The 22,263-nt window shown below is 64.2% G+C and carries 23 protein-coding genes, 1 tRNA gene and 1 pseudogene; 9 read left to right on the forward strand and 16 right to left on the reverse strand.

Going from position 1 to position 22,263, the window contains the following annotated elements:
* Positions 1-91 precede the first annotated feature (91 nt).
* Together K0M74_RS08455 and K0M74_RS08460 are read right to left on the reverse strand one after the other, a co-directional pair.
* Complete coding sequence (locus K0M74_RS08455) at positions 92-685, reverse strand: hypothetical protein (protein WP_293970497.1); 594 nt, start codon at positions 683-685, stop codon at positions 92-94.
* A gap of 239 nt (positions 686-924) precedes the next feature.
* Entirely contained in the window at positions 925-1,152 is a 228-nt protein-coding gene (locus tag K0M74_RS08460) for a hypothetical protein (protein WP_293970500.1), read from the reverse strand.
* A gap of 178 nt (positions 1,153-1,330) precedes the next feature.
* Between K0M74_RS08460 and K0M74_RS08465 the strand changes: the two genes are divergently transcribed.
* Positions 1,331-2,014: an FKBP-type peptidyl-prolyl cis-trans isomerase gene (locus tag K0M74_RS08465; protein WP_293970503.1), complete on the forward strand. Its 684-nt coding sequence runs from the start codon at positions 1,331-1,333 to the stop codon at positions 2,012-2,014.
* Positions 2,015-2,227: 213 nt separating this feature from the next.
* Here K0M74_RS08465 and K0M74_RS08470 read toward each other — a convergent pair.
* A tRNA-Tyr gene (locus K0M74_RS08470) sits at positions 2,228-2,313 on the reverse strand.
* Positions 2,314-2,392: 79 nt separating this feature from the next.
* Here K0M74_RS08470 and rlmB point away from each other — a divergent pair.
* Positions 2,393-3,160 carry a 23S rRNA (guanosine(2251)-2'-O)-methyltransferase RlmB gene (rlmB, locus tag K0M74_RS08475; RefSeq protein ID WP_293970506.1) on the forward strand — a complete coding sequence of 256 codons (768 nt, stop codon included), beginning with the start codon at positions 2,393-2,395 and terminating at the stop codon, positions 3,158-3,160.
* Positions 3,161-3,243: 83 nt separating this feature from the next.
* Here rlmB and K0M74_RS08480 read toward each other — a convergent pair whose 3' ends face one another.
* On the reverse strand, positions 3,244-3,561 hold the full coding sequence (locus K0M74_RS08480; protein WP_293970509.1) for a 2Fe-2S iron-sulfur cluster-binding protein: 318 nt from the start codon (positions 3,559-3,561) through the stop codon (positions 3,244-3,246).
* Positions 3,562-3,662: 101 nt separating this feature from the next.
* On the opposite strand from K0M74_RS08480, the gene K0M74_RS08485 reads away from it, so the two are divergent.
* Positions 3,663-4,280 carry a DNA-3-methyladenine glycosylase 2 family protein gene (locus K0M74_RS08485; RefSeq protein WP_293970512.1) on the forward strand — a complete coding sequence of 206 codons (618 nt, stop codon included), beginning with the start codon at positions 3,663-3,665 and terminating at the stop codon, positions 4,278-4,280.
* Positions 4,281-4,297: 17 nt separating this feature from the next.
* Here K0M74_RS08485 and topA read toward each other — a convergent pair whose 3' ends face one another.
* The 5 genes and pseudogenes from topA to plsY form a co-directional block, all read right to left on the reverse strand.
* A complete protein-coding gene (gene topA, locus K0M74_RS08490) occupies positions 4,298-6,841 on the reverse strand; it encodes a type I DNA topoisomerase (RefSeq protein ID WP_293970515.1) in 2,544 nt (847 codons plus the stop codon).
* Positions 6,842-6,940: 99 nt separating this feature from the next.
* The gene (locus tag K0M74_RS08495; RefSeq protein WP_293970518.1) at positions 6,941-7,933 is read right to left on the reverse strand and encodes a hypothetical protein; all 993 of its coding nucleotides are present in this window, start codon (positions 7,931-7,933) and stop codon (positions 6,941-6,943) included.
* 105 nt (positions 7,934-8,038) lie between these two features.
* Positions 8,039-9,091, reverse strand: a complete 1,053-nt coding sequence (locus tag K0M74_RS08500; protein WP_293970521.1) for a VWA domain-containing protein — start codon at positions 9,089-9,091, stop codon at positions 8,039-8,041.
* 673 nt (positions 9,092-9,764) lie between these two features.
* Positions 9,765-10,754: pseudogene (locus K0M74_RS08505) on the reverse strand (DNA-processing protein DprA).
* Positions 10,751-11,353, reverse strand: coding sequence for a glycerol-3-phosphate 1-O-acyltransferase PlsY (plsY, locus tag K0M74_RS08510; protein ID WP_293970524.1), 603 nt, complete (start codon positions 11,351-11,353; stop codon positions 10,751-10,753). Before plsY ends, K0M74_RS08505 begins: the two are co-directional and overlap by 4 nt.
* A gap of 236 nt (positions 11,354-11,589) precedes the next feature.
* Here plsY and murI point away from each other — a divergent pair, with 236 nt between their 5' ends.
* Positions 11,590-12,393, forward strand: coding sequence for a glutamate racemase (gene murI / locus K0M74_RS08515; protein WP_293970527.1), 804 nt, complete (start codon positions 11,590-11,592; stop codon positions 12,391-12,393).
* Positions 12,394-12,397: 4 nt separating this feature from the next.
* On the opposite strand, the gene K0M74_RS08520 is transcribed toward murI, so the two are convergent.
* Positions 12,398-12,775, reverse strand: coding sequence for a hypothetical protein (locus K0M74_RS08520; RefSeq protein WP_293970530.1), 378 nt, complete (start codon positions 12,773-12,775; stop codon positions 12,398-12,400).
* Positions 12,776-13,131: 356 nt separating this feature from the next.
* On the opposite strand from K0M74_RS08520, the gene hemA reads away from it, so the two are divergent.
* Both hemA and K0M74_RS08530 read left to right on the forward strand, forming a co-directional pair.
* The gene (gene hemA, locus K0M74_RS08525; protein ID WP_293970532.1) at positions 13,132-14,352 is read left to right on the forward strand and encodes a 5-aminolevulinate synthase; all 1,221 of its coding nucleotides are present in this window, start codon (positions 13,132-13,134) and stop codon (positions 14,350-14,352) included.
* Positions 14,349-15,038, forward strand: a complete 690-nt coding sequence (locus K0M74_RS08530) for a nitroreductase (RefSeq protein WP_088442106.1) — start codon at positions 14,349-14,351, stop codon at positions 15,036-15,038. Before hemA ends, K0M74_RS08530 begins: the two co-directional genes overlap by 4 nt.
* A gap of 75 nt (positions 15,039-15,113) precedes the next feature.
* Here the strand turns inward: K0M74_RS08530 and K0M74_RS08535 are convergent, their stop codons facing one another.
* The 6 genes from K0M74_RS08535 to K0M74_RS08560 form a co-directional block, all read right to left on the reverse strand.
* Positions 15,114-15,665 carry a fasciclin domain-containing protein gene (locus K0M74_RS08535; RefSeq protein WP_293970536.1) on the reverse strand — a complete coding sequence of 184 codons (552 nt, stop codon included), beginning with the start codon at positions 15,663-15,665 and terminating at the stop codon, positions 15,114-15,116.
* A gap of 86 nt (positions 15,666-15,751) precedes the next feature.
* Positions 15,752-16,459, reverse strand: a complete 708-nt coding sequence (locus tag K0M74_RS08540) for an anti-sigma factor (RefSeq protein WP_293970539.1) — start codon at positions 16,457-16,459, stop codon at positions 15,752-15,754.
* On the reverse strand, positions 16,452-17,039 hold the full coding sequence (locus tag K0M74_RS08545; RefSeq protein ID WP_293970542.1) for a sigma-70 family RNA polymerase sigma factor: 588 nt from the start codon (positions 17,037-17,039) through the stop codon (positions 16,452-16,454). The genes K0M74_RS08540 and K0M74_RS08545 overlap by 8 nt, the downstream gene beginning before the upstream one ends.
* A gap of 4 nt (positions 17,040-17,043) precedes the next feature.
* Complete coding sequence (locus tag K0M74_RS08550; RefSeq protein ID WP_293970545.1) at positions 17,044-17,664, reverse strand: GNAT family N-acetyltransferase; 621 nt, start codon at positions 17,662-17,664, stop codon at positions 17,044-17,046.
* Between the two features lie 125 nt (positions 17,665-17,789).
* Positions 17,790-18,233 (reverse strand): hypothetical protein, encoded by a 444-nt coding sequence (locus K0M74_RS08555; RefSeq protein ID WP_293970548.1) that lies wholly within the window; start codon positions 18,231-18,233, stop codon positions 17,790-17,792.
* A gap of 52 nt (positions 18,234-18,285) precedes the next feature.
* The gene (locus K0M74_RS08560; RefSeq protein ID WP_293970551.1) at positions 18,286-19,275 is read right to left on the reverse strand and encodes a threonine/serine dehydratase; all 990 of its coding nucleotides are present in this window, start codon (positions 19,273-19,275) and stop codon (positions 18,286-18,288) included.
* Positions 19,276-19,338: 63 nt separating this feature from the next.
* On the opposite strand from K0M74_RS08560, the gene K0M74_RS08565 reads away from it, so the two are divergent.
* From K0M74_RS08565 to K0M74_RS08575, 3 genes are read left to right on the forward strand one after another with little or no spacing between them, the layout of a single operon-like run.
* On the forward strand, positions 19,339-20,547 hold the full coding sequence (locus K0M74_RS08565) for a saccharopine dehydrogenase family protein (RefSeq protein ID WP_293970554.1): 1,209 nt from the start codon (positions 19,339-19,341) through the stop codon (positions 20,545-20,547).
* A gap of 53 nt (positions 20,548-20,600) precedes the next feature.
* A complete protein-coding gene (locus K0M74_RS08570; protein ID WP_088442100.1) occupies positions 20,601-20,954 on the forward strand; it encodes a DMT family protein in 354 nt (117 codons plus the stop codon).
* Positions 20,955-20,966: 12 nt separating this feature from the next.
* Positions 20,967-22,139: a carboxynorspermidine decarboxylase gene (locus tag K0M74_RS08575; RefSeq protein ID WP_293970559.1), complete on the forward strand. Its 1,173-nt coding sequence runs from the start codon at positions 20,967-20,969 to the stop codon at positions 22,137-22,139.
* Positions 22,140-22,263: the final 124 nt, after the last annotated feature.

Genomic DNA, 22,263 nt, shown 5'->3' on the forward strand with positions numbered 1-22,263 from the left:
TGGGCGATAGCTGGCAGGGACCAGCGGCAAAGGCAATGCCAGAAGGGGGGGGAAGCAAGCCTGCCCGTCGCCACCGATCCTTGCCAAATGCTTAGGTGGCCGGAGTAGCCGGTGCCGCTCGCTTAGCGCGCCATTCGCCGCGCTGCGCCTTGCGTTCTTCGGCGGTCACCCGACCATCCTTGTTGGCGTCGGCCGCATCGAAGCGGGCAAGAGCAGCGGTCTGGAACTCGGCCTGACTGACCGCCTTGTCGCCATTGGTGTCGGCCTTGCCCATCATGCCGCCGTGCATGCCACGATGGCCGCCGCGCTTGCCGGGACCGCGCATAGCGTGGCGTTTGCCTTCGCTCATTTCGCCAGCCGCGGCGCGCTTTTCAGCCCGCTCGGCGCGTTTGGCACCTTGGTTGTTCCATTCGGCCTGACTGATGCTGCCATTGCCGTCGGCGTCGAGGCTGGCGAACTTCTTGGCCTGCATCTCGGCGCGCTTTGCGGTGCGGTCGGCGGCGTCGATCTTGCCGTCCTTGTTAAAGTCCATCTTGGCAAACATCTGTGTGGCATGCGCCTGAGCTTCGGTGCGTGTCAGCGTGCCGTCGCCGTCGGCGTCGGCTTTGGCGCCGCCCGGAGCGGCGATGACGGGGACGGCGATCAACGCGGCACCCAATGCGAAGAGCGAGATTTTCTTGTTCATGGTACGAACTCCTTCAGGGGATGTTCCGGGGAAGGACCGGATCCCGATGAAGACGTTCTAGGCGTCATTTGTCCCAGTTACTTGCCGGATCGGCACAAATTTGTCGCAAAATGTCGCAGATCGGCGGCGTCGTTCATCTTGACGCAAATCGCGGGCGCTTCGCCGTATCCTTCAACGGATAAAAGAATGGGCGCGTCCACCGATGATGCACGCGCCCGTCCCCAAGACGATTACGGTAATTACGGACTGACCGGCGAATCCTCATCATCGTCGAGGATCAGAACCATCGCGGTAACACCAGCCAGAAGGCCGACCAAGCCGATGATCCAACTCGAATTGCCCTCGAGATTATTTTCGCCAGCGACGGACGACGCTGCCCGCGCACCAACAGCGGCAGACGCCGCGACCGGCGCCACCACGGCGGACGTTGCCGCCAGCGCGATCACAAGCTTTTTGGCTATGTGCATATCATTCTCCATCAATTGAGCAGAAGGGGTGAATCCGAACAACGACCGGGCTGCGCCGATTGATCCCGGTCGACGCGGCATTCGTCGCGTTAATTGGACGGGTCAGCGGAGCGCCGTCGCGCGGCGCTGTGTCGAATCGTGATTGCGCACCTGCGCGGGTCCGCGTTTATGCGTCGGCATGACTACAGGAGTGAATATGCCCGCAACGCTATCCCATCGTCTGCTGCTAACGGCCGCCAGCTTGGGCCTTTTCCTGCCCGCCGCGCTCGCCGCCGAACCCACCCAGGGTACCGCGTGGCTGAACCGCCAGATGGCCGCCCTCGCCGAGCGGCATGGTGCCGATGGCTGGCAGGTAACGTCCAGCGGGCTGCGCTGGCGCCGCATCGCAGGCGATGGCAGCGGCACGCGGCCCGGCCCGACCGACGTCGTGACGGTCCACTATGTCGGCACCCTCGCCGATGGCCAGGAATTCGACAGCTCGATCAATCGCGGCGAACCGACCAGCTTTCCGCTCAATCGCGTCATCCCCGGCTGGCAAGAAGCCGTCGCGCTGATAGGCGTCGGCGACAAGGTCGAACTCGCGATCCCCTACCAGCTTGCTTATGGCGCCGAAGGCAAAGGCCCGATTCCCGGCGCCGCGACGTTGCTGTTCACCGTCGAACTGCTCGGCATCGAACCGGCGGGAGAAGATCGGGAAGGACGTGGAGCAGGAAGCAGGAAATACGGCTCTAAGATTATGATTCGAAATGGAAAAAAATTATCCAATTTCGAATCAAATTCGAGCCTCAAGCAGCTCTGGCCGGTTGGAGACAATCCGCTTGGGGTCCCACTTCGGGATGAGCGGATCCGGCGCTTCCTATGAAGCAAGTTCCCAAAGCAGCCGCCGGAGATCGCGATTAGAATTATACGGTTCGGAGACCATCGCTGCGCTTACCGGTCGAGTGCGCGTGCGACAAACAGCGACGTTCCCGAACTGGCCAGCGACCAGTCGGCAGATTCCCGCGTATTCTGCTCTCCCTCGGCCATCGTCAGAACTCGCCGTGGCGCTCGTCGCGCGAAATACTGGTGCGCAGGGTGGTGGACAGGGCTGGATTCGAACCAGCGTACGGAAACCCGGGCAGATTTACAGTCTGCTGCCTTTAACCACTCGGCCACCTGTCCATGGGGTCCGCTTTGGGAAGCGGTCCAATGGCGAAACGAGGCTTGCCTGTCAATGCCAGTCATGGGAAAGGCGCGCGCTATGAAACAAATTTCCCGTCACCGTCGCCCGCAAGGCCAGGCCCAGCGCGGCCAGGCCACCCGTTTCTGGGGCCGTCACGCCGTCCTGGCGGCTCTCGCCAACCCCGAACGCACCGTCAAACGCATCTGGGGAACGCGCGAAGCGCTGGGGCAGCTTGACCTGCCACCGGTGATTCCGATCAGCTATGCCGAGGTTACCGATCTCGCGCGGCTGGTCGCGCGCGACGCGCCGCATCAGGGGCTGGTGATCGAAGTCGATCCGCTCGAAGACATCTATCTTGGCGACCTGTTGCAACAGGAAGTCGACGTCGATAGCAAGCGCCCGCTGATCGTGCTCGACCAGGTCACCGACCCACATAATATCGGCGCGGTGCTGCGTTCGGCGGCGGCGTTCGACGCAGCAGCAATCATCACCCAGGACCGCCACAGCCCGCCGGAAAGCGGCGTCATCGCGCGCTCGGCGTCGGGGGCACTCGAAATCGTGCCGTGGGTGCGCGTGGTCAACCTCTCTCGGGCGCTGGAGGAGATTGCCGAGGCGCAATATTGGCGCATCGGGTTGATGGGCGACACCGACACGACGTTGGGTTCGACGCTTGACGGCAGCCGCGTGGCGCTGGTGCTCGGCTCGGAAGGCGACGGAATGCGTCACAATGTGATGGAACATTGCGACGTGCTGGCAAAGCTGCCGATCTCGCCGCGCATGGAGAGCCTGAACATCTCGAACGCCGCGGCGATCGCGCTTTATGCGGTGGCGACGGCGAAAAGCTGATTGTCATCCCAGCGAAAGCTGGGATCGCTCGCATGCGGAATGGACGATAGCGGCCCCAGCTTTCGTTGGGGCGACGGTCGGGCTCAATCCTCCGCCGCGATCCTGACCTTTAACCCATCCAGCGCTTCGCTGAACGGCAGCTGGCACGACAGGCGCGAGCCTTCGTCACGGTCGGTGGTCGAATCGAGCAAGTCGTTCTCGTCTTCGCTCATCGCGGGCAGCTGTTCGGCCGCACCTGTTTCGACATGGACGTGGCACGTCGCGCACGAGCAGCAACCGCCGCACAGCGCGAGCAGTTCGTCGAATCCGGCGTCGCGGATATTTTCCATCACCGTCAGGCTGGTGTCGCCCTCGATCTCATGCTCGGTTCCGTCACGCGTCACGACAATCAGCTTGGCCATGCTAGTCCCCATATCTTCTCTGTCGATCGCGCTATGTCGCGCGTTGCGCGGCAAATCAAGCACTGCTAGTGACAGGCAGCGGAACAAAAGGGGAATATGAAATGGGTCTGACCCAGCAGCAGCTAAACGCCGGAATTGACGCGCTGGCGGCGTTCGATCCGAATTTCGCCCGCGCGCTCGGCAACGCGGGCTACCCCGAACCACGCATCCGCGCACCGGGCTACGCCACCCTGCTCCGTACCATCGTAGGCCAGCAGGTGAGCGTCGCCGCCGCCACCTCGATCTGGAACAAACTGGAGGCGCAATTTGGCGAAGGCTGCCCGGCCGAAGTCGTCGCAGCAGCCGATTTCGATACACTGCGCGCCTGCGGTCTTTCCGGCCAGAAACAAGGCTATGCCAAAAGCCTGGCACAGCTCATCCTCGACGGCGAACTCCAAGTCGACGCGCTGCCCGCCGACGACGAAGAAGCGATCGCGCTACTCACCAAGGTCAAAGGCATCGGCCGCTGGTCCGCCGAAATCTACCTACTGTTCGCCGAGGGCCGTCCCGACATCTGGCCCGCGGGTGATCTGGCGGTGCAGGAAGCCGTAGGCCGTATCCTGCAACTGAGCGCGCGCCCCACCGAAAAGCACGCGCGCGCGTTGGCCGAACCCTGGCGCCCGCATCGTGGCGCCGCCGCGATCTTCAGCTGGCACTGCTACAATATGGCGGTGATCTGAAAGACGCGATCGGGTACTCAGCTAGCCGCCTTCTTCGCCGGAGCCTTCTTCTTCGCAGGCGCCTTTTTCGCCGCCGCCTTCTTCGGCGGGGCCTTCTTCCCCTTCGCCGGCCCCTTGGCAGCGCGAGCATCGATCAGCGCGATTGCTTCCTCCAGTGTCAGCGTCGCCGGATCGCTGCTCTTGGGCAGCGTGGCATTGGTTGTTCCGTCGGTAACATAAGGACCGAAGCGTCCCTCCATCAGCTTCATCTCGCCGCCGCTGGTCGGGTGCGGGCCGAAGGTATTGAGCGGCTCCGCCTGGGTCCGCCCGCGCCCGCTGCCAGTTGCGGCTTCGGCAATCCGGACGACTGAGGCGTTCATGCCGATATCGAAGATTTCGGCGGTACCCGTCAGCTTCGCATATTTGCCGTCGTGGAGCAGATAGGGCCCATAGCGCCCGAGCCCCGCCATGATCACCTTGCCGCTTTCGGGATGCGTCCCGACCTCGCGCGGCAGGCTGAGCAACCGTAGCGCATAGTCGAGATCGAAATCCTCAGCCGGAATGTCCTTGGGGATCGACGAGCGTTTCGCCTCTTTGCCGTCGCCGAGTTGGATGTACGGCCCGAAACGCCCGCTGCGCTTGGTGACCTCCAGCCCGCTATCGGGATCGTTGCCCATCGTCTCCGGTCCGGTATCGGCGCCATCGCTGCCGCCCGGCTGCGCAAATTTGCGGGTGAATTTGCAGTCGGGATAGTTGCTGCACGCGATGAATGGCCCGAACTTGCCGCCGCGCAACGCCAGCTTGCCGGTGCCGCAATTGGGGCAAATCCGCGGGTCTGTCCCGTCGCCCTTGTCGGGGAAGAGATAGGGGCCGAGGAAGATATCGAGCTCCGCGGTGATCTCCGACGGCTTCTGTTCCATCACCTCGCCGGTGCGCGGCTTGAAATCGCGCCAGAAGCGATCGAGCACCGCCTGCCACTGGGCGCGGCCGCCCGACACATCGTCGAGCTCTTCCTCAAGCCCGGCGGTGTAGTCATATTGCACATAGCGGGTGAAGAAGCGTTCGAGAAAGGCGGTCAGCAGCCGTCCGCTTTCTTCGGGACTGAAACGGTTCTTCTCGACTGTCACATATTCACGGTCCTTCAGCACCTGGAGGATCGAGGCATAGGTCGACGGACGCCCGATGCCGAGCTCTTCCATCTTTTTGACGAGGCTCGCTTCCGAATAGCGCGGCGGCGGCTGGGTCTCATGACTTTCGGTCTCGACCCCGGTCTTGGCCGGCGCGTCGCCCTTGGACATCGCGGGCAACAGGCGCGCATCCTCGTCTTCGCTGTCGTCACGGCCTTCGTCATAGAGCGCGAGGAAGCCCGGGAATTTAATCACCTGCCCCGTCGCGCGCAGCATCGTCTTGCCGGTGCCGTCGGTCAGGTCGATGCTCGTGCGCTCAAGCCGCGCCGACGCCATCTGGCTGGCCATCGCGCGTTTCCAGATCAGCTCGTACAGCCGCGCATGATCGCCGCCGCCGACCTTGTCCTTAGAAAAGTCGGTCGGGCGGATCGCCTCATGCGCTTCCTGCGCATTCTTGGCCTTGGTCTGATATTGCCGCGGCTGGTCGGGCACATAGCCGCCATCGTAGCGGGTCGCGATCGCCTTGCGCACCGCACTGATCGCACTGCCGTCCATCTGGACGCCATCGGTTCGCATATAGGTGATCGCGCCGTCCTCATACAGCCCCTGCGCAATCCGCATCGTGTGGCTGGCCGAGAAGCCGAGTTTGCGCGCCGCTTCCTGCTGCAAGGTTGAGGTCGTGAACGGCGGCGGCGGGTTGCGCGTCAGCGGCTTGGTTTCGACCAGATCGACGGTGAAATGGCCCGCCTTCACATCGGCCTCAGCGGCGCGCGCATCGACCTCGTTGGTGATCGTCAGCCGCTCGATCTTGTCGCCGCGCCAGCGCGCGAGGCGCGCCTTGAACGGCGTTCCCGACATTTCGAACAGCCCCGTGATCGACCAATATTGCTGCGCAACAAAGGCCTCGATCTCGCGCTCGCGCTCGACGATCATCCGCAGCGTCACCGACTGCACACGCCCCGCCGATTTGGCACCGGGCAGCTTGCGCCACAGCACCGGCGACAGGGTGAAGCCGACAAGATAATCGAGCGCGCGGCGGGCGCGATAGGCATCGATCAGATCCTCGTCGAGCGCACGCGGGCTCGCCATCGCGGTCAAAACCGCGTCCTTGGTGATCGCGTTGAACGTCACCCGATCGACCGTGGCCGGCAGCGCCTTTTTGCTGCGCAGCAATTCCTGCACATGCCAGCTGATCGCCTCGCCCTCGCGATCAGGGTCGGTCGCGAGGATCAGACGGTCGGCACCCTTGGCGGCGTCCTGAATTTCCTTCATCCGCTTGGCCTTGTCAGGATACAGCAGCCACTGCATCGCAAAGCCATCGTCGGGATCGACCGACCCGTCTTTGGGCGGCAAATCGCGGACATGGCCATAGGAGGCCAGCACCTTGAAATCGCGCCCCAAATATTTCTCGATCGTCTTCGCCTTTGCGGGCGATTCCACTATTACCAATTGCATTGAAAAACTGCTCTCCGGAAAGCCCTACGCATATACGCGCGAGGGTGGCGGGCGCCGCCCCCCTCCGTCAAGAGGGGAAATGGGGCGCCCGCCGTCCGATCAGCGCAGCGCGCCGAGGCGCCCGATCAGCATCGCGCTGGCCAAGCTCGCGGCCTTCGTCGCGCCCTCTTCATAGGCACCCGGCTTCGCGGTAAAGGCGAATTTGCGCGTCTTGCCAAATCCCAGCCCACCCAGGCCTGCCACCGCGGCAAGGCCGCCCGCGACGTTGGCGGTCGATTGCAGCGCCTTGTCGGTGCCGCTCGATGCATCGGCTTTCTCGATAAACTCGCCCTCGACCGCGATGGGCGCCTTGACCGTGATCACCGACTGCTTGCCGGTCGGCGCGATCAACGTGATGCGCGAATAGTCGGCGGTCACTGAAACCCCGCTGTTGACCTGGATCCCGGCGAAGCTGAAGGCGTCCGGGCGCTTCTGCTCGGAAAAGTCGATCAGATAGACAACGTCGATCACCCCGACACCCGCTTGCTTCGCATAGGTGGAAAGCGCCACGCTCGCCTGCCCCGCCGCCATGTTCCTGCCCATGCTGCTCATCCCCGATCCCAGAAAATCGCCAGGGATCATCAACAGCGACGGCAGCGCCGACGGCTTGTAATAGGTCGCCTTGCCCTTGCTGCCCTTTTCCAGCGCGATGTTGATGTCGAGCGGCACATCTTGCGATTTCGTTTTCGCCAGCGCGGCATGGCTGAACAGGTCCGCGGCAGGCAGTACGGCGTAGCCGCTCGCGCTCAGCTGCGCGACGAAATCGGCATAAGCGGCGTCGGTCACCGCCTGCATCATTTCGGGTGTGACGCCGACGAGTTCGCTCTTGGCCTTCGTCGTTCCCCCGAACGCCCCCATCAAACCGCCCGACGCCTTGGTCTGATCGGTCGATTCAAAGATGAAGCCGACGTTGAACGCGCCGACGGTGACGGTGGTCACGCCCTTCGCATTTGCGGGACCGGCGATCTTGACCGGTTCCTTTTCCTTGGCAGCGATGGCGACAGGCTGGGCAAGCATCGCGATGACCGCGATGGCCGACAGCAATTTTTTCATGGACTGGTCCTCCGACCCCGCGACCGGATTCATCCGATGGCGGGGTTCCCCCGAAGCGACCCACGCCCCCGCATCGGTCAGATGCGGGGGCAAGTCAATCTCAGATCAATTTTGCCACTTGAAGTCGGCAGGCAGGATGCATTTGCCCGCGTCATATTTGCCGACGCTGCGGATGATTTCCTGATCCTCGGGCTCGATGCGGCGACCGCTGATCTGGGTGTCGATCACGCGGCGCACCAGCGCGTCGAGCTTGGTCACCAGATAGCAATCGATCGCCGGCGGGGCGTGCGGATTGCCGACGCCGCTGTCGTCGGTCAGGAACAGGTACCGCGACTGCGTCGCCGCCGCCATCGCGCGCATCGCATATTCGGCCTTGTCGGCGACCCCCGATGCGGCGACCGGGGTGACGTGGATGCGCTTGGCGCGCGCCGCTTCCGCCGCCTGCCAAGTCCGCCCGAACTTGTCGTCATGCGGCGATGCATCGGCCACCAGCAAAAGCGATTTCACCGCATCGGGACGCCAGTCCTGCCCGACCGCGCGGATCATCGCCTGATCCATAGCCTCGGGATAATCGCCGCCGCCGTTCGCGCTCTGGCGCGCTAGCGCGCCCTGCACGCGCCCGACATCGCGATCGAATACGACGGTGCGCGTGACATATTCGTCGCCGAGATCTCGGTAGAAGACAAAACCGATGCGGATGTCGAGGTTGCGGTGCTTGGCGGTGATCGCGCTGATGATTGAGCGCAGTTCGGACTGCAAATAGTTGATCTCGTCGCCCATGCTGCCCGTGGTGTCGACGACCAGCATCAGGTCGAGCTTGGTTACCTTCGTCGCCGCCTGATTGGCGGTCAGACCGACCAGTTGGCCGCCCGCCGCGTTGGCGACCAGCACCGGGCGCGCGTCGGCGATCGTCCGTCCCGCCTTGCGCGCCGTGACGGTGATCCGCTCGCTCAACCGGTCGAGCCCCGGGAAGAACACCGCGCGGCCGTCGGCTTGCGTCGCCATGGTGATGCTGTTGCCATCGCTGCACGTCACGACGACGTCGGCAAAGGGGATCGGCTGGCCGCTGCGGTCGTTGACCTTCACCGTCACCACCCGCGTCGTGTCGACGCGCGGCAGGCTCCGCACCTCCTGCCCCAGATCGCCGCTGCGGTTCACATAAGCGGCGTATAACTCCGGGTTGAGCAAATCATCATGCTCGCCCGCGGTCAAGGTGCCCGACTGCGGTTGAGGACGCGGATGGGGCCGCGGTGGGTAGGGCGACAATATACGCGCGTCAGACGACCCCGGCACTGGCGGTGCGACCGACCGCTCCGCTCCAGATGAGTCGATCGCCGTCTCCGACCTTGGCAATTCGGATGGCGATGAGGAAATGCGCGAGCCAGTAACCACCACCTCCGCCGCGCTGCTTGCGTCGGCATAGGCAGAGGGCGCCGTGATCGGTGATGGCGGAGGAGGCGGTGGAGGTGGCGGCATCGGCTCCGGAGCCATGCCGACGTCGCGAGCGCGCTTCCGCTCACCTTCGGTTTTGACGCTTCCGTTCGATTGCTGTTGTTGTGGCTGAACCTCGGCGTCGAGGCGTGGCAGGGGGTCGGCAGTGCGGCAGAAACCTTGACCAGCAATCGATCTGGCCTGCGCCGTTGCAAAAGGCATCGGCCCGGGCGCGGACGCCAGCACCGCAACCATAATCACGCTTGTCAGTAACCGGCTTCGCATCATCCCACTCCCCGAGATGTAACACAATATCATCAAACTGAAGCTCGACCGCTGAACCGTGGCTGAACCGGGATGAAAGGTTAGATTGCCGGGAATTAGGGCGCTGTGCGCGGCCTCACACGAGAGAAATCTTGGCTCCGGCATGCCGTTCGATGCGCCCCACGAGCTCGAGTTCGAGCAGGACAAGCTGCACTGTCGCCGTCGCCTGCCCCGATTGCCGTACCAGTTCATCTGCAGTCACCGGGGTGGGACCGAGCAGGTCGATCACGCGTCGCCTGTCGCCGTCGCCCGCGCCATTACCAATAGGCACTGCCGCGTAGTCGCGCACAGGTTCGCGCACCAGCCGCGTATCGATCGGGCCAAGCGCCTCCAACACATCGTCCACCGTCTGGATCAATGTCGCTCTCTCGCGGATCAGCAGGTTGCAGCCCTGCGTGCGCGGATCGACGCGCGGATCGAGCGGCCAGCCCGGCGATGATGCGGTTGCGCGACGGGAAGTGACGCGCCAGCGGCTCGCTGCCCGGCGGCTGTTCGGCGATCAGCAACTGGTCGTTGGCGATCTTTTCCTGCAGCGCCTCATTTTCCGGCGGAAAGGCGATATCGATGCCGCTGGCGATCACGCCCACCGTCGATCCGCCCAGTGCACCGATATGCGCCGCGGTATCGACCCCGCGCGCCAGCCCGCTGACCACCGTGACGTCGCGCGCTACGAGGCGGCAAGCTGGCGCGCGAACTGGCACGCGATGGCAGAGGCGTTGCGTGCGCCAACGATCGCGACGCACCGGCTGCGCAGCATGGTGGTATCGCCGCGCACGATGACCACCGGCGGGGTGCCCTCGCCCTCGCGCAGCAGTGGCGAATAATCGGGCTCGTCGCTGAAAATATGCCGCGCGCCGAGGTCCGCGGCACGTACCAATTCGCGCTCGGCAATGTCGGCGGAGGCAATCTGCACTTTCCCCGCCCCGCCGTGCAACACCAGATCGGGCAGCGCGTCGAGCGCCGCCTCGCCCGATCCAAACCGCTGCATCAGCTGGTGCCAGCTGACCGGGCCGACATGCGGGGTGCGGATCAGCCGCAGCCGCGCCAGCCGTTCGGCGTGCGTCACGCGGCCTCTTTCTTGCCGCCAATCCGCGGCTCGGTCCCGGCCCGCAGCCGCGCAATATTCTCGCGGTGCCGCCACAGCACGATGACCGCCAGCCCTGCGAGACCGATCGCATAAACGCGATAGCCTAGCGCCAGCGCCGCAATCGGCGCCGCGAGCGCGCCCAGCATTCCGCCGAGCGACGAGATGCGCAGCAACAGCACCGCGCCGATCCACACCGCGGCAAAGGCCAGCCCGATCGGCCAAGCCAGCGCGAGCGCGAGACCGAGCAATGTCGCGACCCCTTTGCCGCCGCGGAAGTTCAACCACACTGGATAGCAATGGCCGATCATCGCCGCCGCGCCCGCGATCATCGCGCCCTGATCACCGAGTTCGGGCACGAAATGCCGCGCCAGCATCACCGCGATCGCGCCCTTCGCGCCATCGAGGATCAGCGTCGCCGCCGCCAGCCCCTTGCGCCCCGTGCGCAGCACATTGGTGGCGCCGATATTGCCCGACCCGATCTGGCGCAGGTCGCCGGCGCCGAACAGGCGGGTCAGGATGACGCCAAAGGGGATCGAGCCGAGCAAGTAGCCCATGGCGATCAGCAACATATTCGTCATGGCAATTCTTGCTCCGTTCGCGGCGATTGTGGCGAAGTTGGCGCGCGCAATCAACGGATTCGGTATGGTTGATCTCCAGAATGGACAATTACCGTCGCCCCCGCGTAGGGCGTTCAGAGTCACGTGCCACTGCACGCGGCCGCCCTCGGCCTCGCGCAAGATGCCAGCGGCCCTCGCCGTCGCGGGGGCGACGAGATATATTTGAGCACCGCCTTGCCCCCTGCTAGTCGCGACGCATGAACCCCGCCCGCGACGCCCCCATTCTGTTCTTCGACTCCGGCCTCGGCGGCCTCACCGTGCTCGGGCCGACGCGCGCGCTGCTGCCGACCGCGCCGATCGTCTATGCCGCCGACTATGCCGGGCTGCCCTATGGCCAGAAAAGCGAGACAGAGCTCGCGGCGCGCGTCCCGGCGCTGCTCGGCCGCCTTGTCGAACGCTATCAACCGCGGCTCGCGGTCATTGCCTGCAACACTGCCTCGACGATCGCGCTTGCGCATGTTCGCGCCGCACTTGACCTGCCGATCGTCGGCACCGTCCCCGCGATCAAGCCTGCCGCCCAGCTCACCAAAAGCGGCGTCATCGGCGTGCTCGGCACTGAAGCGACGGTGCGCCAGCCCTATGTCGACGACCTCAGCGCGCGGTTCGCGGGCGGCAAGACGGTGCTGCGCCACGGCAGCCCCGGCCTCGTCACCGGCGCCGAGGCGAAGCTGCGCGGCGAACCGGTCGACCCCGCGGTGATTGCGCGCGCCATTGCGGGCCTGCGCGATCAACCGGGCGGCGCCGCAATTGACGTCATCGTCCTCGCCTGCACGCATTTCCCGTTGCTGGCCGATGAATTACAGGCCGCGGCGGGTCCGGGCGTGACCCTGATCGATGGCGCCGAGGGTATTGCGCGGCGGATCGCCGACCTGACGCGGGGCCAACAATGGCCAAAAACGGCAACCCCCGGTCTTGCAGTGTTTACCCGCAACGCCGACCGCCCCCCGCCACCGCTGGCGACACTGGCGCCCTATGGCATCGACCGGATCGAGACGATTTGACGCATCACTCGCGCCCCGCAGCGCAGGCCGCTAGCCGGATACGATCCTCCGGCTGCCGTCCTTGCTCGCCCAGGCTGCGAACGCGCGGCATTCCCATGCCGGGCGTCACGCCCTTACAACTGGCGAGCGCATCGCTCGACGTGCTGAACAACCGGCTGCGGCACCGGAACAATCGTTCGCCGGACGTATCCCACCCCATTGCAGCCGCATTGTGCGGCGCCCGACCGGCACAATAGGTGTCGGTCTCCGATCCCGGGTCACCGCAGATCTTCTCAAGTTGCGCGACATGGCCCGTCACGGTGCCGACAAACCGCTGCTCGTAATAAGCGCTGGTTGCAAAATAGCGCTGAACGCCGCAAACCCGACTGCCGCGTTGCGGCAAGCAACTTGTACGTTCATATCGCGGCCCCGCGATAGGTTTCGCAGGACATCCACGCCCCATCGAACGGTGCCGGCGCCGGCGCGGGGACCGGCACGGATATCTCAATGGCAATCGACCATAGGGCAACAAGCGGGACGCGCATCGTGACCTTGCTCATTTTGACAGCTTTGGGTTCGCCGCTTAAACACTGACGGTCAACATACCGGGCATTTGAACACACTGATCGACGCAATGACTTGCGAATCGTTCGCACTGGATTTCAGCCCAATTCACCGTTATTGGCCCGCGTGTTAATAGCCGCCCTGAACGAGCGGCAAAAATGCCTGGATTTGGCACCTGGATTGCGGGGCTGGAACGTGAATTATAACGATATCTTCGCTCGCGCGATCGACCGGCTGCACGAAGAGGGGCGCTATCGCGTCTTTATCGACATCCTGCGTAACCGCGGCTCGTTCCCCAACGCCCGCTGCTTTGCCGGCCATAACGGTCCCAAGCCGATCACCGTGTGGTGCTCGAACGACTATCTGGCGATGGGCCAGCACCCCAAGGTCGTCGAAGCAATGGAATCTGCTTTGCACGATGTCGGCGCCGGTTCGGGCGGCACGCGCAATATCGGCGGCAACACGCATTATCACATCGACCTCGAGCATGAACTGGCCGACCTGCACGGCAAGGACGGCGCACTGCTGTTCACCTCCGGATATATCTCGAACGAAGCGACGCTAGGCACGCTCGGCAAATTGCTGCCGAACTGCATCATCTATTCGGACGAGCTCAACCACGCCTCGATGATCGCGGGCATCCGCAATTCGGGCTGCGAAAAGCGCGTGTGGCGCCACAACGATCTCGCGCATCTCGAAGAATTGATGGCGCAGGACGATCCCGAAGCGGCGAAGCTGATTGCGTTTGAAAGCGTCTATTCGATGGACGGCGACGTCGCCCCGATCCACGCGATCTGCGACCTCGCCGACAAATATAACGCCCTCACCTATTGCGACGAAGTCCACGCCGTCGGCATGTACGGCCCGCGCGGCGGCGGCATCACCGACCGCGACGAAGCTGCCGATCGGGTCACAATCATCGAGGGCACGCTGGGCAAGGCGTTCGGCGTGATGGGCGGCTATATCGCCGCCGACAAGAATATCATCGACGTCATCCGCAGCTATGCGCCGGGTTTCATCTTCACCACCAGCCTGTCGCCGGTGCTCGTCGCCGGGGTGCTCGCCAGCGTCCGCCACCTCAAAAGCTCGAGCGTCGAGCGCGAGGCACAGCAGGCCAATGCCGCGTATCTCAAGGCCTGTTTCCGCAACGCCGGACTGCCGGTGATGGATTCGACGACGCATATCGTGCCGCTGATGGTTGGCGACCCGGTGCGCGCCAAGAAGATCAGTGACATCCTGCTCGCCGAATATGGCGTGTATGTGCAACCGATCAATTTCCCGACCGTGCCGCGCGGTACCGAACGGCTGCGCTTCACCCCCGGCCCGGCGCATGACGAGGCGATGATGCGTGAGCTCACCGATGCGCTCGTCGAAATCTGGGGCCGGTTGGAGCTGGAACTGCGCGAGGCGGCGTGAGCCAGGCAATCGGTTTTGACGATGTCGTGTTGGGACGCCGCTCTATCCGCGGCTTCCTCGACAAGCCGGTCCCCAAGGAACGGATCGCCGAGATCATCGAGGTCGCTATGCGCGCGCCCTCGTCCTACAACAACCAGTGCTGGAATTTCTCGGTTGTCACCGGTGAGCCGCTCGACGCGATCCGCCGCGGCAACACCGACGGCATATTGGCGGGCAAACCCGACAGCCGCGAATTTCGGACATTCAACCTTGTCCCCGACGAACATCGCGGTCGGCAGATCGAAGTCGCCAAACAATTGTTTGGCGCGATGGGGATCGCGCGCGACGACAAGGACGGGCGACAGGATTGGGTGTTGCGCGGGTTTCGCCAGTTCGACGCGCCGGTCAGCATCGTCGTCACTTACGACCGCGTCCTGCTCGGCAGCGACATCGCGCCCTTCGATTGCGGCGCGGTCACCAACGCGCTGGTCAACGCCGCCTGGTCGCGCGGGCTGGGCTGCGTCATCAACAGCCAAGGCATCATGCAAAGCCCGGTGGTGCGCGAGCATGCGAAAATTCCCGACGATCAGGTGATCATGATCTGCGTCGCGATGGGCTGGCCCGACGAAGATTTCTCCGCCAATGCGGTGGTGTCGAACCGCAAGAGCGTCGCAGAAGCTGCGCGGTTCGTGGGCTTCGACGACTGATCTAATTGGTGTCCGGCAATGCGGCCCGTCCCGGGAGGGAAGTGGACGGACCGCACCTGTTACCGGACGAAGGGGTCAGCCCGGCAGCAACACGTCATCGACGACGTGGATGACGCCGTTCGACTGCTTGACGTCAGCGATGGTGATCTCCGCCTTCCCGCCCTTGGCGTCGGTGACATACCATTTGCCATCCTTGCCCCACACGGTGAGCTTGGCGCCCTGAACCGTCGTCAGCACGGCCTTGCCGCCATTGGCCTGCGCATTGGCGGCCAGATCGCCGGCGGTCAGCGTGCCGGGTACGACATGATAGGTCAGCACCGCGGTCAGCATGCCCTTGTTCTCGGGCTTCAGCAGCGTATCGACGGTACCCGCGGGCAGCTTGCCGAACGCAGCGTTAGTCGGTGCGAACACGGTGAACGGGCCGGGGCTGGCGAGCGTGTCGACCAGGCCAGCCGCTTGCACCGCGGCGACCAGCGTCGTGTGATCCTTTGAATTGACGGCATTTTCGACGATGTTCTTGGTTTCGTACATCGCGGCGCCGCGGACCATCGGGTTGGCTAGCGCGGCGCCGCCCCCGGCAACCATCATCAAGGCAGCGAGCGACGCGGAGAGTTTGGAAAGTTTCATCATACAATCCTCTGGTTTCTGGCACCCCGGAAATGCGGAATGCGGCGCAGCTACGGCGGCACCCCCAGCTCGGATGCAACGGAACGTCAGATTGTGATGATTTTTCCCGAGGCCACCGCGACGCTGCTCGGCGCAGGATGCGGCGTTTTCGACACCGGCTCCATCGTGATCGCCAGCGTCGCACCTTCGGTCATGAGCAGGCGGTGCGGCGGCGGCATCGTCATTTCGGCTTCGCCTGCATGACCGATCTGCCCGAGCGAGACGGGCGTGCCGCCCTCGGGAATGACCCACAGTTCGGGCGCCAGCGTTCCGGGCTCGAAGCCATGGATGCGCAGCTGCATCAAACCGTTGCTCTGGTTATAACGCGCGAGCACCAGCGGCCCCGCGGCATCGCTTTCGATCCGCGCAACCGCGAGCTGCGGCGCGGCCGGTGTTGGTGTCGGCACGGGCTGGGTGATCAGCACGAAAGCCAACGCCGCCGCAACCGCACCCGACAGCAGCGCCCCGGCGCGCCAGCGGCGCAACCGCATTTCGATAGCGGTAACCTTGTCGGTGGGCGCATCCGCCAGCTGCCGCTCGATGCCGCTCCACACCGCGGCGCCGGGCTGCGCATTGGCCCACTCGTCATGCAGCGGTGCCAGCTTCGCCTCCCACGCCGCGACCTGCGCCGCGAAGGCGGGATCGCTGAGCGACAGCCGCAGCGCATCGGCGCGCGTCTGCCCTTCGAGCAGGCCAAGCGCCAGTTCGGCGGCGAGCGCGTCGCGCTCTTCAGTGGGCGTCAGATGGTCATCCATCGCCAAGACAATCCTTCAGGCGCAGCAACCCGCGCCGTATCCAGCTTTTCATCGTCCCCAACGGGACATTTTCGCGCGTCGCAAGCTCGGCATAGGTCGATCCGTCGAAAAAGGCGGCGCGGATGCACAAGCGGGTCCGATCCTCGAGTTCGCCCAGGCAGCGGTGCAGCTGCTCGCCCTCCTCTGCCGCAACCAGCGACTGGTCCGCGAGCGGGCTGTCGTCGGCCACTGCAAAGGCGGCCTGTTCGGGCAAAGTGTCGTGCACCGTCCGCCCGGCAACCGACCGTCGCCAGTCGATTGCGCCATTGCGGGCGATCGTCGCCAGCCAGGTGATCGGGCTGGCACGCGCAGCATCAAACTGCCCCGCGCGCTCCCACACCTTGATATAGACGGTCTGCAAAACATCCTCCGCGCTGGCCCTCTCCCCACAGATACGGAGGCAGATTCCAAATAGTTTCGCGGCGGTCATGTCATAAACCTGGCGGAGCGCCGCGCGGTCGCCGCGCCCGACCGCGGTCAGCGCCGCCGTCAGCTGCGCGCGCGCCTCGTCCGCGCCTGATGACCATTGGGTGCCGTCCACGGCGTCAAGTCGTAGAGAGGTGACGGGAATATTCAAGCGCGGCCGGTCGCATCATGCCCCAAAAATGCGGTCCGCCCTCTGGCACGTCCCATTCGACCTGCGTCGCAAAGCCCAACCTTTCATAAAGCGGCACATTTTCCGGGGTCGCGGTTTCCAGCCAGCACGGCAGCCCTTCGGCGTCGGCGACCGCGGTTTGCGCGCGAATGATCCGCCCGCCATGGCCTTTGCCCTGATGCGCGGTGCGCACCCCGACATAGTGGAGATACCAGAAGCCGCTCGTCGGACGGTGCGCGTCGATGCCGCTTTGGACCTTCATTCCCCGCGGCAAGGCGGTGCCAAAGGTGGCGATCAGCGACAGGACGGTGCGTAGGAATTCCAACCTCTCGCCATGCGCCTGCCCCGGCGAACGCCACAGCGCCGCCGCTTCGTCGCCAGCGGAGCGAAGCGCCACCCCGGCGCGCATGTCGGCGGGGACGAGGGTGCGGAACAGGCTACGCAGCGCCCGCGCGCGGTGGGCGGGATCGGGCAATATCCATGACAGCGCCGGGTCGGTCTGGAAAGCCTGCGCGAGTGTTTCGATCAGCGCTGATTGGTCGGCTATTGTTGCTCTGCCGATCTGATCCATTCCCACCCTCTCCATCGTCATTGCGACCCCGGACTTGGTCCCGGGGGAAGCAATCCACAGCGGTTTACACAAGGACTGGATTGCCGCGTCGCTTCGCTCCTCGCAATGACGGCGAATTTACCAGATCAATCGCGGCAATAGCCCTCGCCATCCTTGACCTTCAGGCAATCCTTCTTGCCCGCGAGATATTTGAGGCCGGTCGCATCGCCGGTCGAAGCCGCCAGCGTCAGAGTTTCGGTACCGCGGGTAAATGTGATGCCGCCCTCGCCGTCGCTGCCGTCATAGGTGCCTTTGGTGTCGAGGTCCGACTGCATGTCCAGCTTGTACTTGCCGGGCTCAGCCGCGGTGATCGTGACATACATGCCCTCGACCCCGGTCCACTTGCCCGCCCATGCCGCGTAGCGGTGCGCCGCGACAGCCGGATCGTTGGCGTCAGCGCCTTCAGGCGCTGTCGTTTCGACCGGCACCTCGGTCGTAGCGGTCTCGGCAGGCGCCGGCGCCTCGGCCTTTTCGCAACCGGTCAGCAACGCCAGCGCCGCTGCACCAGCCAGAATTACGTTTTTTTGCATCTCGCTTCTCCTTCGCCGTCCCAACGCAGTGAAGCAGATATCCCGCGCGGCGTCACCCGGCGATTATCTCGGCATAAAGCTCCGGATCGACATTGCCGCCCGACAGGGTGACCAGCGTCGCCTCGCCCAGCGCGACCTTGCCCGCCAGCACCGCCGCCAACGCCGCCGCGCCGCCGGGTTCAACCACCAGATGCAATCGCTCGAACGCCACGCGCATCGCGTGCCGCACCTCCTCGCGCGTCACCACCACGCCGCGCACCCCGCGCGCTTGCAGCACCGCAAAATTGATCGGCCAGGTCTGCGGCGTTTGCAGCGCGTCACACTCAGTCGGATAGGCCAGATCCTCGACCGACAGGATTTCTCCCGCCACCAACGAGCGCGTCACATCGTCCCACCCCTCGGGCTCGACCGCAATTATCTCGGCATCGGGACAGGCCAGCGCCAGCCCCGCCGACAACCCGCCGCCGCCGCAGCACGCGATGACTTTATCCGGTCCAGTAAACCCGCGCGCCGCCAGCTGCGCCCGCGCCTCGATCCCCGCGCTCCCCTGCCCCTCGATGATCCACGGATCGCCATAGGCATGCACGAGCGTCCCGCCGCTGGCTGCGAACAATTTCGCCGCCACCGCGTCGCGCGATTCGGTCACGCGGTCGTACAGCACCACCTCGGCCCCCAGCGCCCGCGTTGCGGCGAGCTTCATCTTGGGCGCATTGCTCGGCATGACGATCGTCGCTGGAATCCCCAGCCGTTTCGCCGCCCACGCCACGCCCTGCGCATGATTGCCGCTGGACACCCCGACCACCCCCGCCGCCGCTTGCTCGGGCGTCAGGTCGGTCAGCCGGTGCCAGGCGCCGCGGATCTTGAAGGCGCCAACGGGTTGCAGGCATTCGGCCTTGCACCAGATCGTCGTGCCATCGACTTCGAGCGGCAGTAGCGGCGTTTGCGGCAGCAATGCAGCGACTTTCTCCGCAGCGCGTTCGACACCCGCAAGCGTGGGCGCGCGGTTCGGGTCGAGCAAGGGATCGGGGCTTTGCTGTGTCATGGCTTCGTCCTATAGGGCCGGGCATACAAGACAAGCCGCATAGGTAGGCGCAGGAGATTTTTCATGAGCAAGGTTCTGGTGATCGGCGCAGGCGGCGTCGGTTCGGTCGCGGTGCACAAGATGGCGATGAACGCCGACATCTTTCCCGACATCACATTGGCCAGCCGCCGCAAGTTCAAATGCGACGCGGTCGCCGAATCGGTGAAGGCACGCACGGGCGTGACGATCAAGACCGCCGAAGTCGACGCCGACCATATCGACGCCACCGCCGCGCTGATCCGCGAAATCGGTGCGACGCATGTCGTCAACCTCGCGCTCCCCTATCAGGATCTGACGATCATGGAGGCGTGCCTGTCGACCGGCGCGCATTATATGGATACCGCCAATTACGAACCGCGCGACGAGGCGAAGTTCGAATATCACTGGCAGTGGGCGTATCACGACCGTTTCAAGGATGCCGGGCTGATGGCGCTGCTCGGCTCGGGCTTCGACCCCGGCGTGACCAGCGTGTTCACCACCTGGCTCAAGAAACATCATTTCACCCGCATCGACACGCTCGACATTCTCGACTGCAACGGCGGCGATCATGGCCAGCATTTCGCGACCAACTTCAATCCCGAGATCAACATCCGCGAAGTCACCGCGGTCGCGCGCCACTGGGAAAATGGCGACTGGATCGAAACTCCGCCGATGTCGGTGAAGCAGAAATTCGACTTCGAAGCGGTCGGCGAAAAGACAATGTACCTCATGTATCACGAGGAGATCGAAAGCCTGAAAACGCACCTCCCCGAAATCCAGCGCATCCGCTTCTGGATGACCTTTGGCGAGGCCTATATCACCCATCTCAATGTGCTGCAGAATGTCGGCATGACCCGCATCGACCCGGTGATGTACGAAGGCCGCGAGATCATCCCGCTGCAGTTCCTGAAAGCCGTACTCCCCGAACCGTCTAGCCTGGGTGAAACGACCAAGGGCAAAACCAACATCGGCGTCATCGCCACCGGTCTGGGTCAGGACGGCAAGGAAAAGACGCTCTACCTCTACAATATCTGCGATCATGAGGACGCCTATGCCGAAACGGGCAATCAGGCGGTCAGCTACACCACCGGCGTCCCCGCGATGATCGGCGCCGCGATGATGGTGACGAACACTTGGTCGGGTGACGGGGTGTTCAACATGGAACAGATGGACCCCGATCCGTTCATGGCGATGCTGAACGACCATGGGCTGCCCTGGAAGGTGAAGGAACTGGACGGGCCGCTCGAATTCTGATTGCTGCACGTAGCGTCGGCGCCTGTTGGCGCTACGTGCCAGCGAGGGAATTTATGACCGCCTATCTCGCCCCCATCGGGCTGCTTATCATCTCCAACATCTTCATGACCTTCGCTTGGTATGGGCATCTCGGCGACATGTCGCGGCCGTTGTGGCTCGCGGTGCTGATTGCGTGGGGCATCGCCTTTTTCGAATATTGCCTTGCGGTACCCGCCAATCGCATCGGTTACGGCGTTTACACCGCCGCCGAACTCAAGACCTTGCAGGAAGTCATCACCCTCGTCATATTCGCCGGGTTCGCAGTCTTCTGGCTCGGTGAGAAGCTGACGGTGAACCATCTCGTCGGCTTTGGCTTTATCGCAGCGGGGGCTTTCTTCATCTTCAAGGGGCCGATTGCGGTCGCATAGGAACAGAACGACATGGAAACCCGTGCCGGCGATCCCGGAGCTTTCGCAAGCTTCGACCTCAGCCGCGTCCCCTCGCCCGCCTTTGTCGTCGATGCCGCAAAGGTTCGCGCCAATCTGTCGGTGCTGCGCCATATCGGCGACGCGTCGGGCGCGCGCGTGCTCGCGGCGCTCAAGGCATTCTCGATGTGGTCGCTGGGTTCAACGGTGGCCGGGTACCTCGACGGCGTCTGCGCCTCGGGGCTTTACGAAGCCAAGCTCGGCAGCGCTGAATATGGCGGTGAAGTCGCAACCTATTGCGCGGGTTACAAGGAAGCCGACCTGCCCGAAATTGCGGCGCTGTCCGATCATCTGATCTTCAATTCGCCCGGGCAAATTGCCCGCTTCCGCCCGCTGCTCGACGAACTTCGCGCGAAGGGCGAGAACTTCGACATCGGTTTGCGTATCAACCCGATGCACAGCGAGGGGGAGGTCGCCAAATACGACCCCGCCGCGCCGTGCAGCCGCCTCGGCTTTCCGGTGACCCAGTTGCTGCCCGAGCATATGGAGGGCATCGACGGCATCCATATGCACAGCCTGTGCGAACAGGATTTCCCGCCGCTGGCGCGGACATGGGAGGCTGTCCAGCCGATGTTGCGGCCCTTCTTCGGCCAGCTGAAATGGATCAACTTCGGCGGCGGCCACCATGTCACCCGCGCCGATTATCAGGTCGACGATCTGATCGCGTTCCTGAAACAGGTCCGCGCCGCGACCGACTGCGACGTGATGATCGAACCCGGCGAAGCGATCGCGCTCGACGCCGGGATCCTGATCGGCGAGATCCTCGATCTGTTCGACAACGGCATGCCGATCGGTATCACCGATATTTCGGCGACCTGTCACATGCCCGACGTGATCGAGGCGCCGTATCGCCCCGCGATGCTCGATGAAGGCTCAGACGGCATGCCGACCCGCCTCGGCGGTCCCTCATGCCTCGCGGGCGACGTCATCGGCGACTACCGCGTCCCCGGCGGCGCTCGCATCGGCCAGCGCTTCGCTTTCCTCGATCAGGCCCATTATTCGATGGTGAAAACCAACACCTTCAACGGGGTGCCTCTGCCGTCGATCTGGCTGTGGGACAGTGAAACCGACGATCTCAAGCTGATCCGCGAATTCGGCTATGAGGATTTCAAGACGCGGTTGAGTTGAGCTGATCCTCCCTGTCGCGCAGCGATAGGGAGGGGGACCCCGCGCGGTGCGAGCGGTGGGGGGGGCGCCACCGTATCCCCCAAACCCCCCCCGCCCCCCCCCAACGGCGGCCCCCCACCCCAAA

This window comes from Sphingopyxis sp. (genome assembly GCF_019459305.1).
In the GTDB taxonomy this organism is placed as follows: Bacteria; Pseudomonadota; Alphaproteobacteria; order Sphingomonadales; family Sphingomonadaceae; genus Sphingopyxis.

What these genes read in the sequence shown, in the direction of transcription:
- K0M74_RS08455 (WP_293970497.1), bottom strand. Translation starts at nt 685, where the DNA reads ATGAACAAGAAAATCTCGCTCTTCGCATTGGGTGCCGCGTTGATCGCC.
- K0M74_RS08460 (WP_293970500.1), bottom strand. Translation starts at nt 1,152, where the DNA reads ATGCACATAGCCAAAAAGCTTGTGATCGCGCTGGCGGCAACGTCCGCC.
- K0M74_RS08465 (WP_293970503.1), top strand. Translation starts at nt 1,331, where the DNA reads ATGACTACAGGAGTGAATATGCCCGCAACGCTATCCCATCGTCTGCTG.
- rlmB (WP_293970506.1), top strand. Translation starts at nt 2,393, where the DNA reads ATGAAACAAATTTCCCGTCACCGTCGCCCGCAAGGCCAGGCCCAGCGC.
- K0M74_RS08480 (WP_293970509.1), bottom strand. Translation starts at nt 3,561, where the DNA reads ATGGCCAAGCTGATTGTCGTGACGCGTGACGGAACCGAGCATGAGATC.
- K0M74_RS08485 (WP_293970512.1), top strand. Translation starts at nt 3,663, where the DNA reads ATGGGTCTGACCCAGCAGCAGCTAAACGCCGGAATTGACGCGCTGGCG.
- topA (WP_293970515.1), bottom strand. Translation starts at nt 6,841, where the DNA reads ATGCAATTGGTAATAGTGGAATCGCCCGCAAAGGCGAAGACGATCGAG.
- K0M74_RS08495 (WP_293970518.1), bottom strand. Translation starts at nt 7,933, where the DNA reads ATGAAAAAATTGCTGTCGGCCATCGCGGTCATCGCGATGCTTGCCCAG.
- plsY (WP_293970524.1), bottom strand. Translation starts at nt 11,353, where the DNA reads ATGACGAATATGTTGCTGATCGCCATGGGCTACTTGCTCGGCTCGATC.
- murI (WP_293970527.1), top strand. Translation starts at nt 11,590, where the DNA reads ATGAACCCCGCCCGCGACGCCCCCATTCTGTTCTTCGACTCCGGCCTC.
- K0M74_RS08535 (WP_293970536.1), bottom strand. Translation starts at nt 15,665, where the DNA reads ATGAAACTTTCCAAACTCTCCGCGTCGCTCGCTGCCTTGATGATGGTT.
- K0M74_RS08540 (WP_293970539.1), bottom strand. Translation starts at nt 16,459, where the DNA reads ATGGATGACCATCTGACGCCCACTGAAGAGCGCGACGCGCTCGCCGCC.
- K0M74_RS08550 (WP_293970545.1), bottom strand. Translation starts at nt 17,664, where the DNA reads ATGGATCAGATCGGCAGAGCAACAATAGCCGACCAATCAGCGCTGATC.
- K0M74_RS08555 (WP_293970548.1), bottom strand. Translation starts at nt 18,233, where the DNA reads ATGCAAAAAAACGTAATTCTGGCTGGTGCAGCGGCGCTGGCGTTGCTG.
- K0M74_RS08560 (WP_293970551.1), bottom strand. Translation starts at nt 19,275, where the DNA reads ATGACACAGCAAAGCCCCGATCCCTTGCTCGACCCGAACCGCGCGCCC.
- K0M74_RS08565 (WP_293970554.1), top strand. Translation starts at nt 19,339, where the DNA reads ATGAGCAAGGTTCTGGTGATCGGCGCAGGCGGCGTCGGTTCGGTCGCG.
- K0M74_RS08570 (WP_088442100.1), top strand. Translation starts at nt 20,601, where the DNA reads ATGACCGCCTATCTCGCCCCCATCGGGCTGCTTATCATCTCCAACATC.
- K0M74_RS08575 (WP_293970559.1), top strand. Translation starts at nt 20,967, where the DNA reads ATGGAAACCCGTGCCGGCGATCCCGGAGCTTTCGCAAGCTTCGACCTC.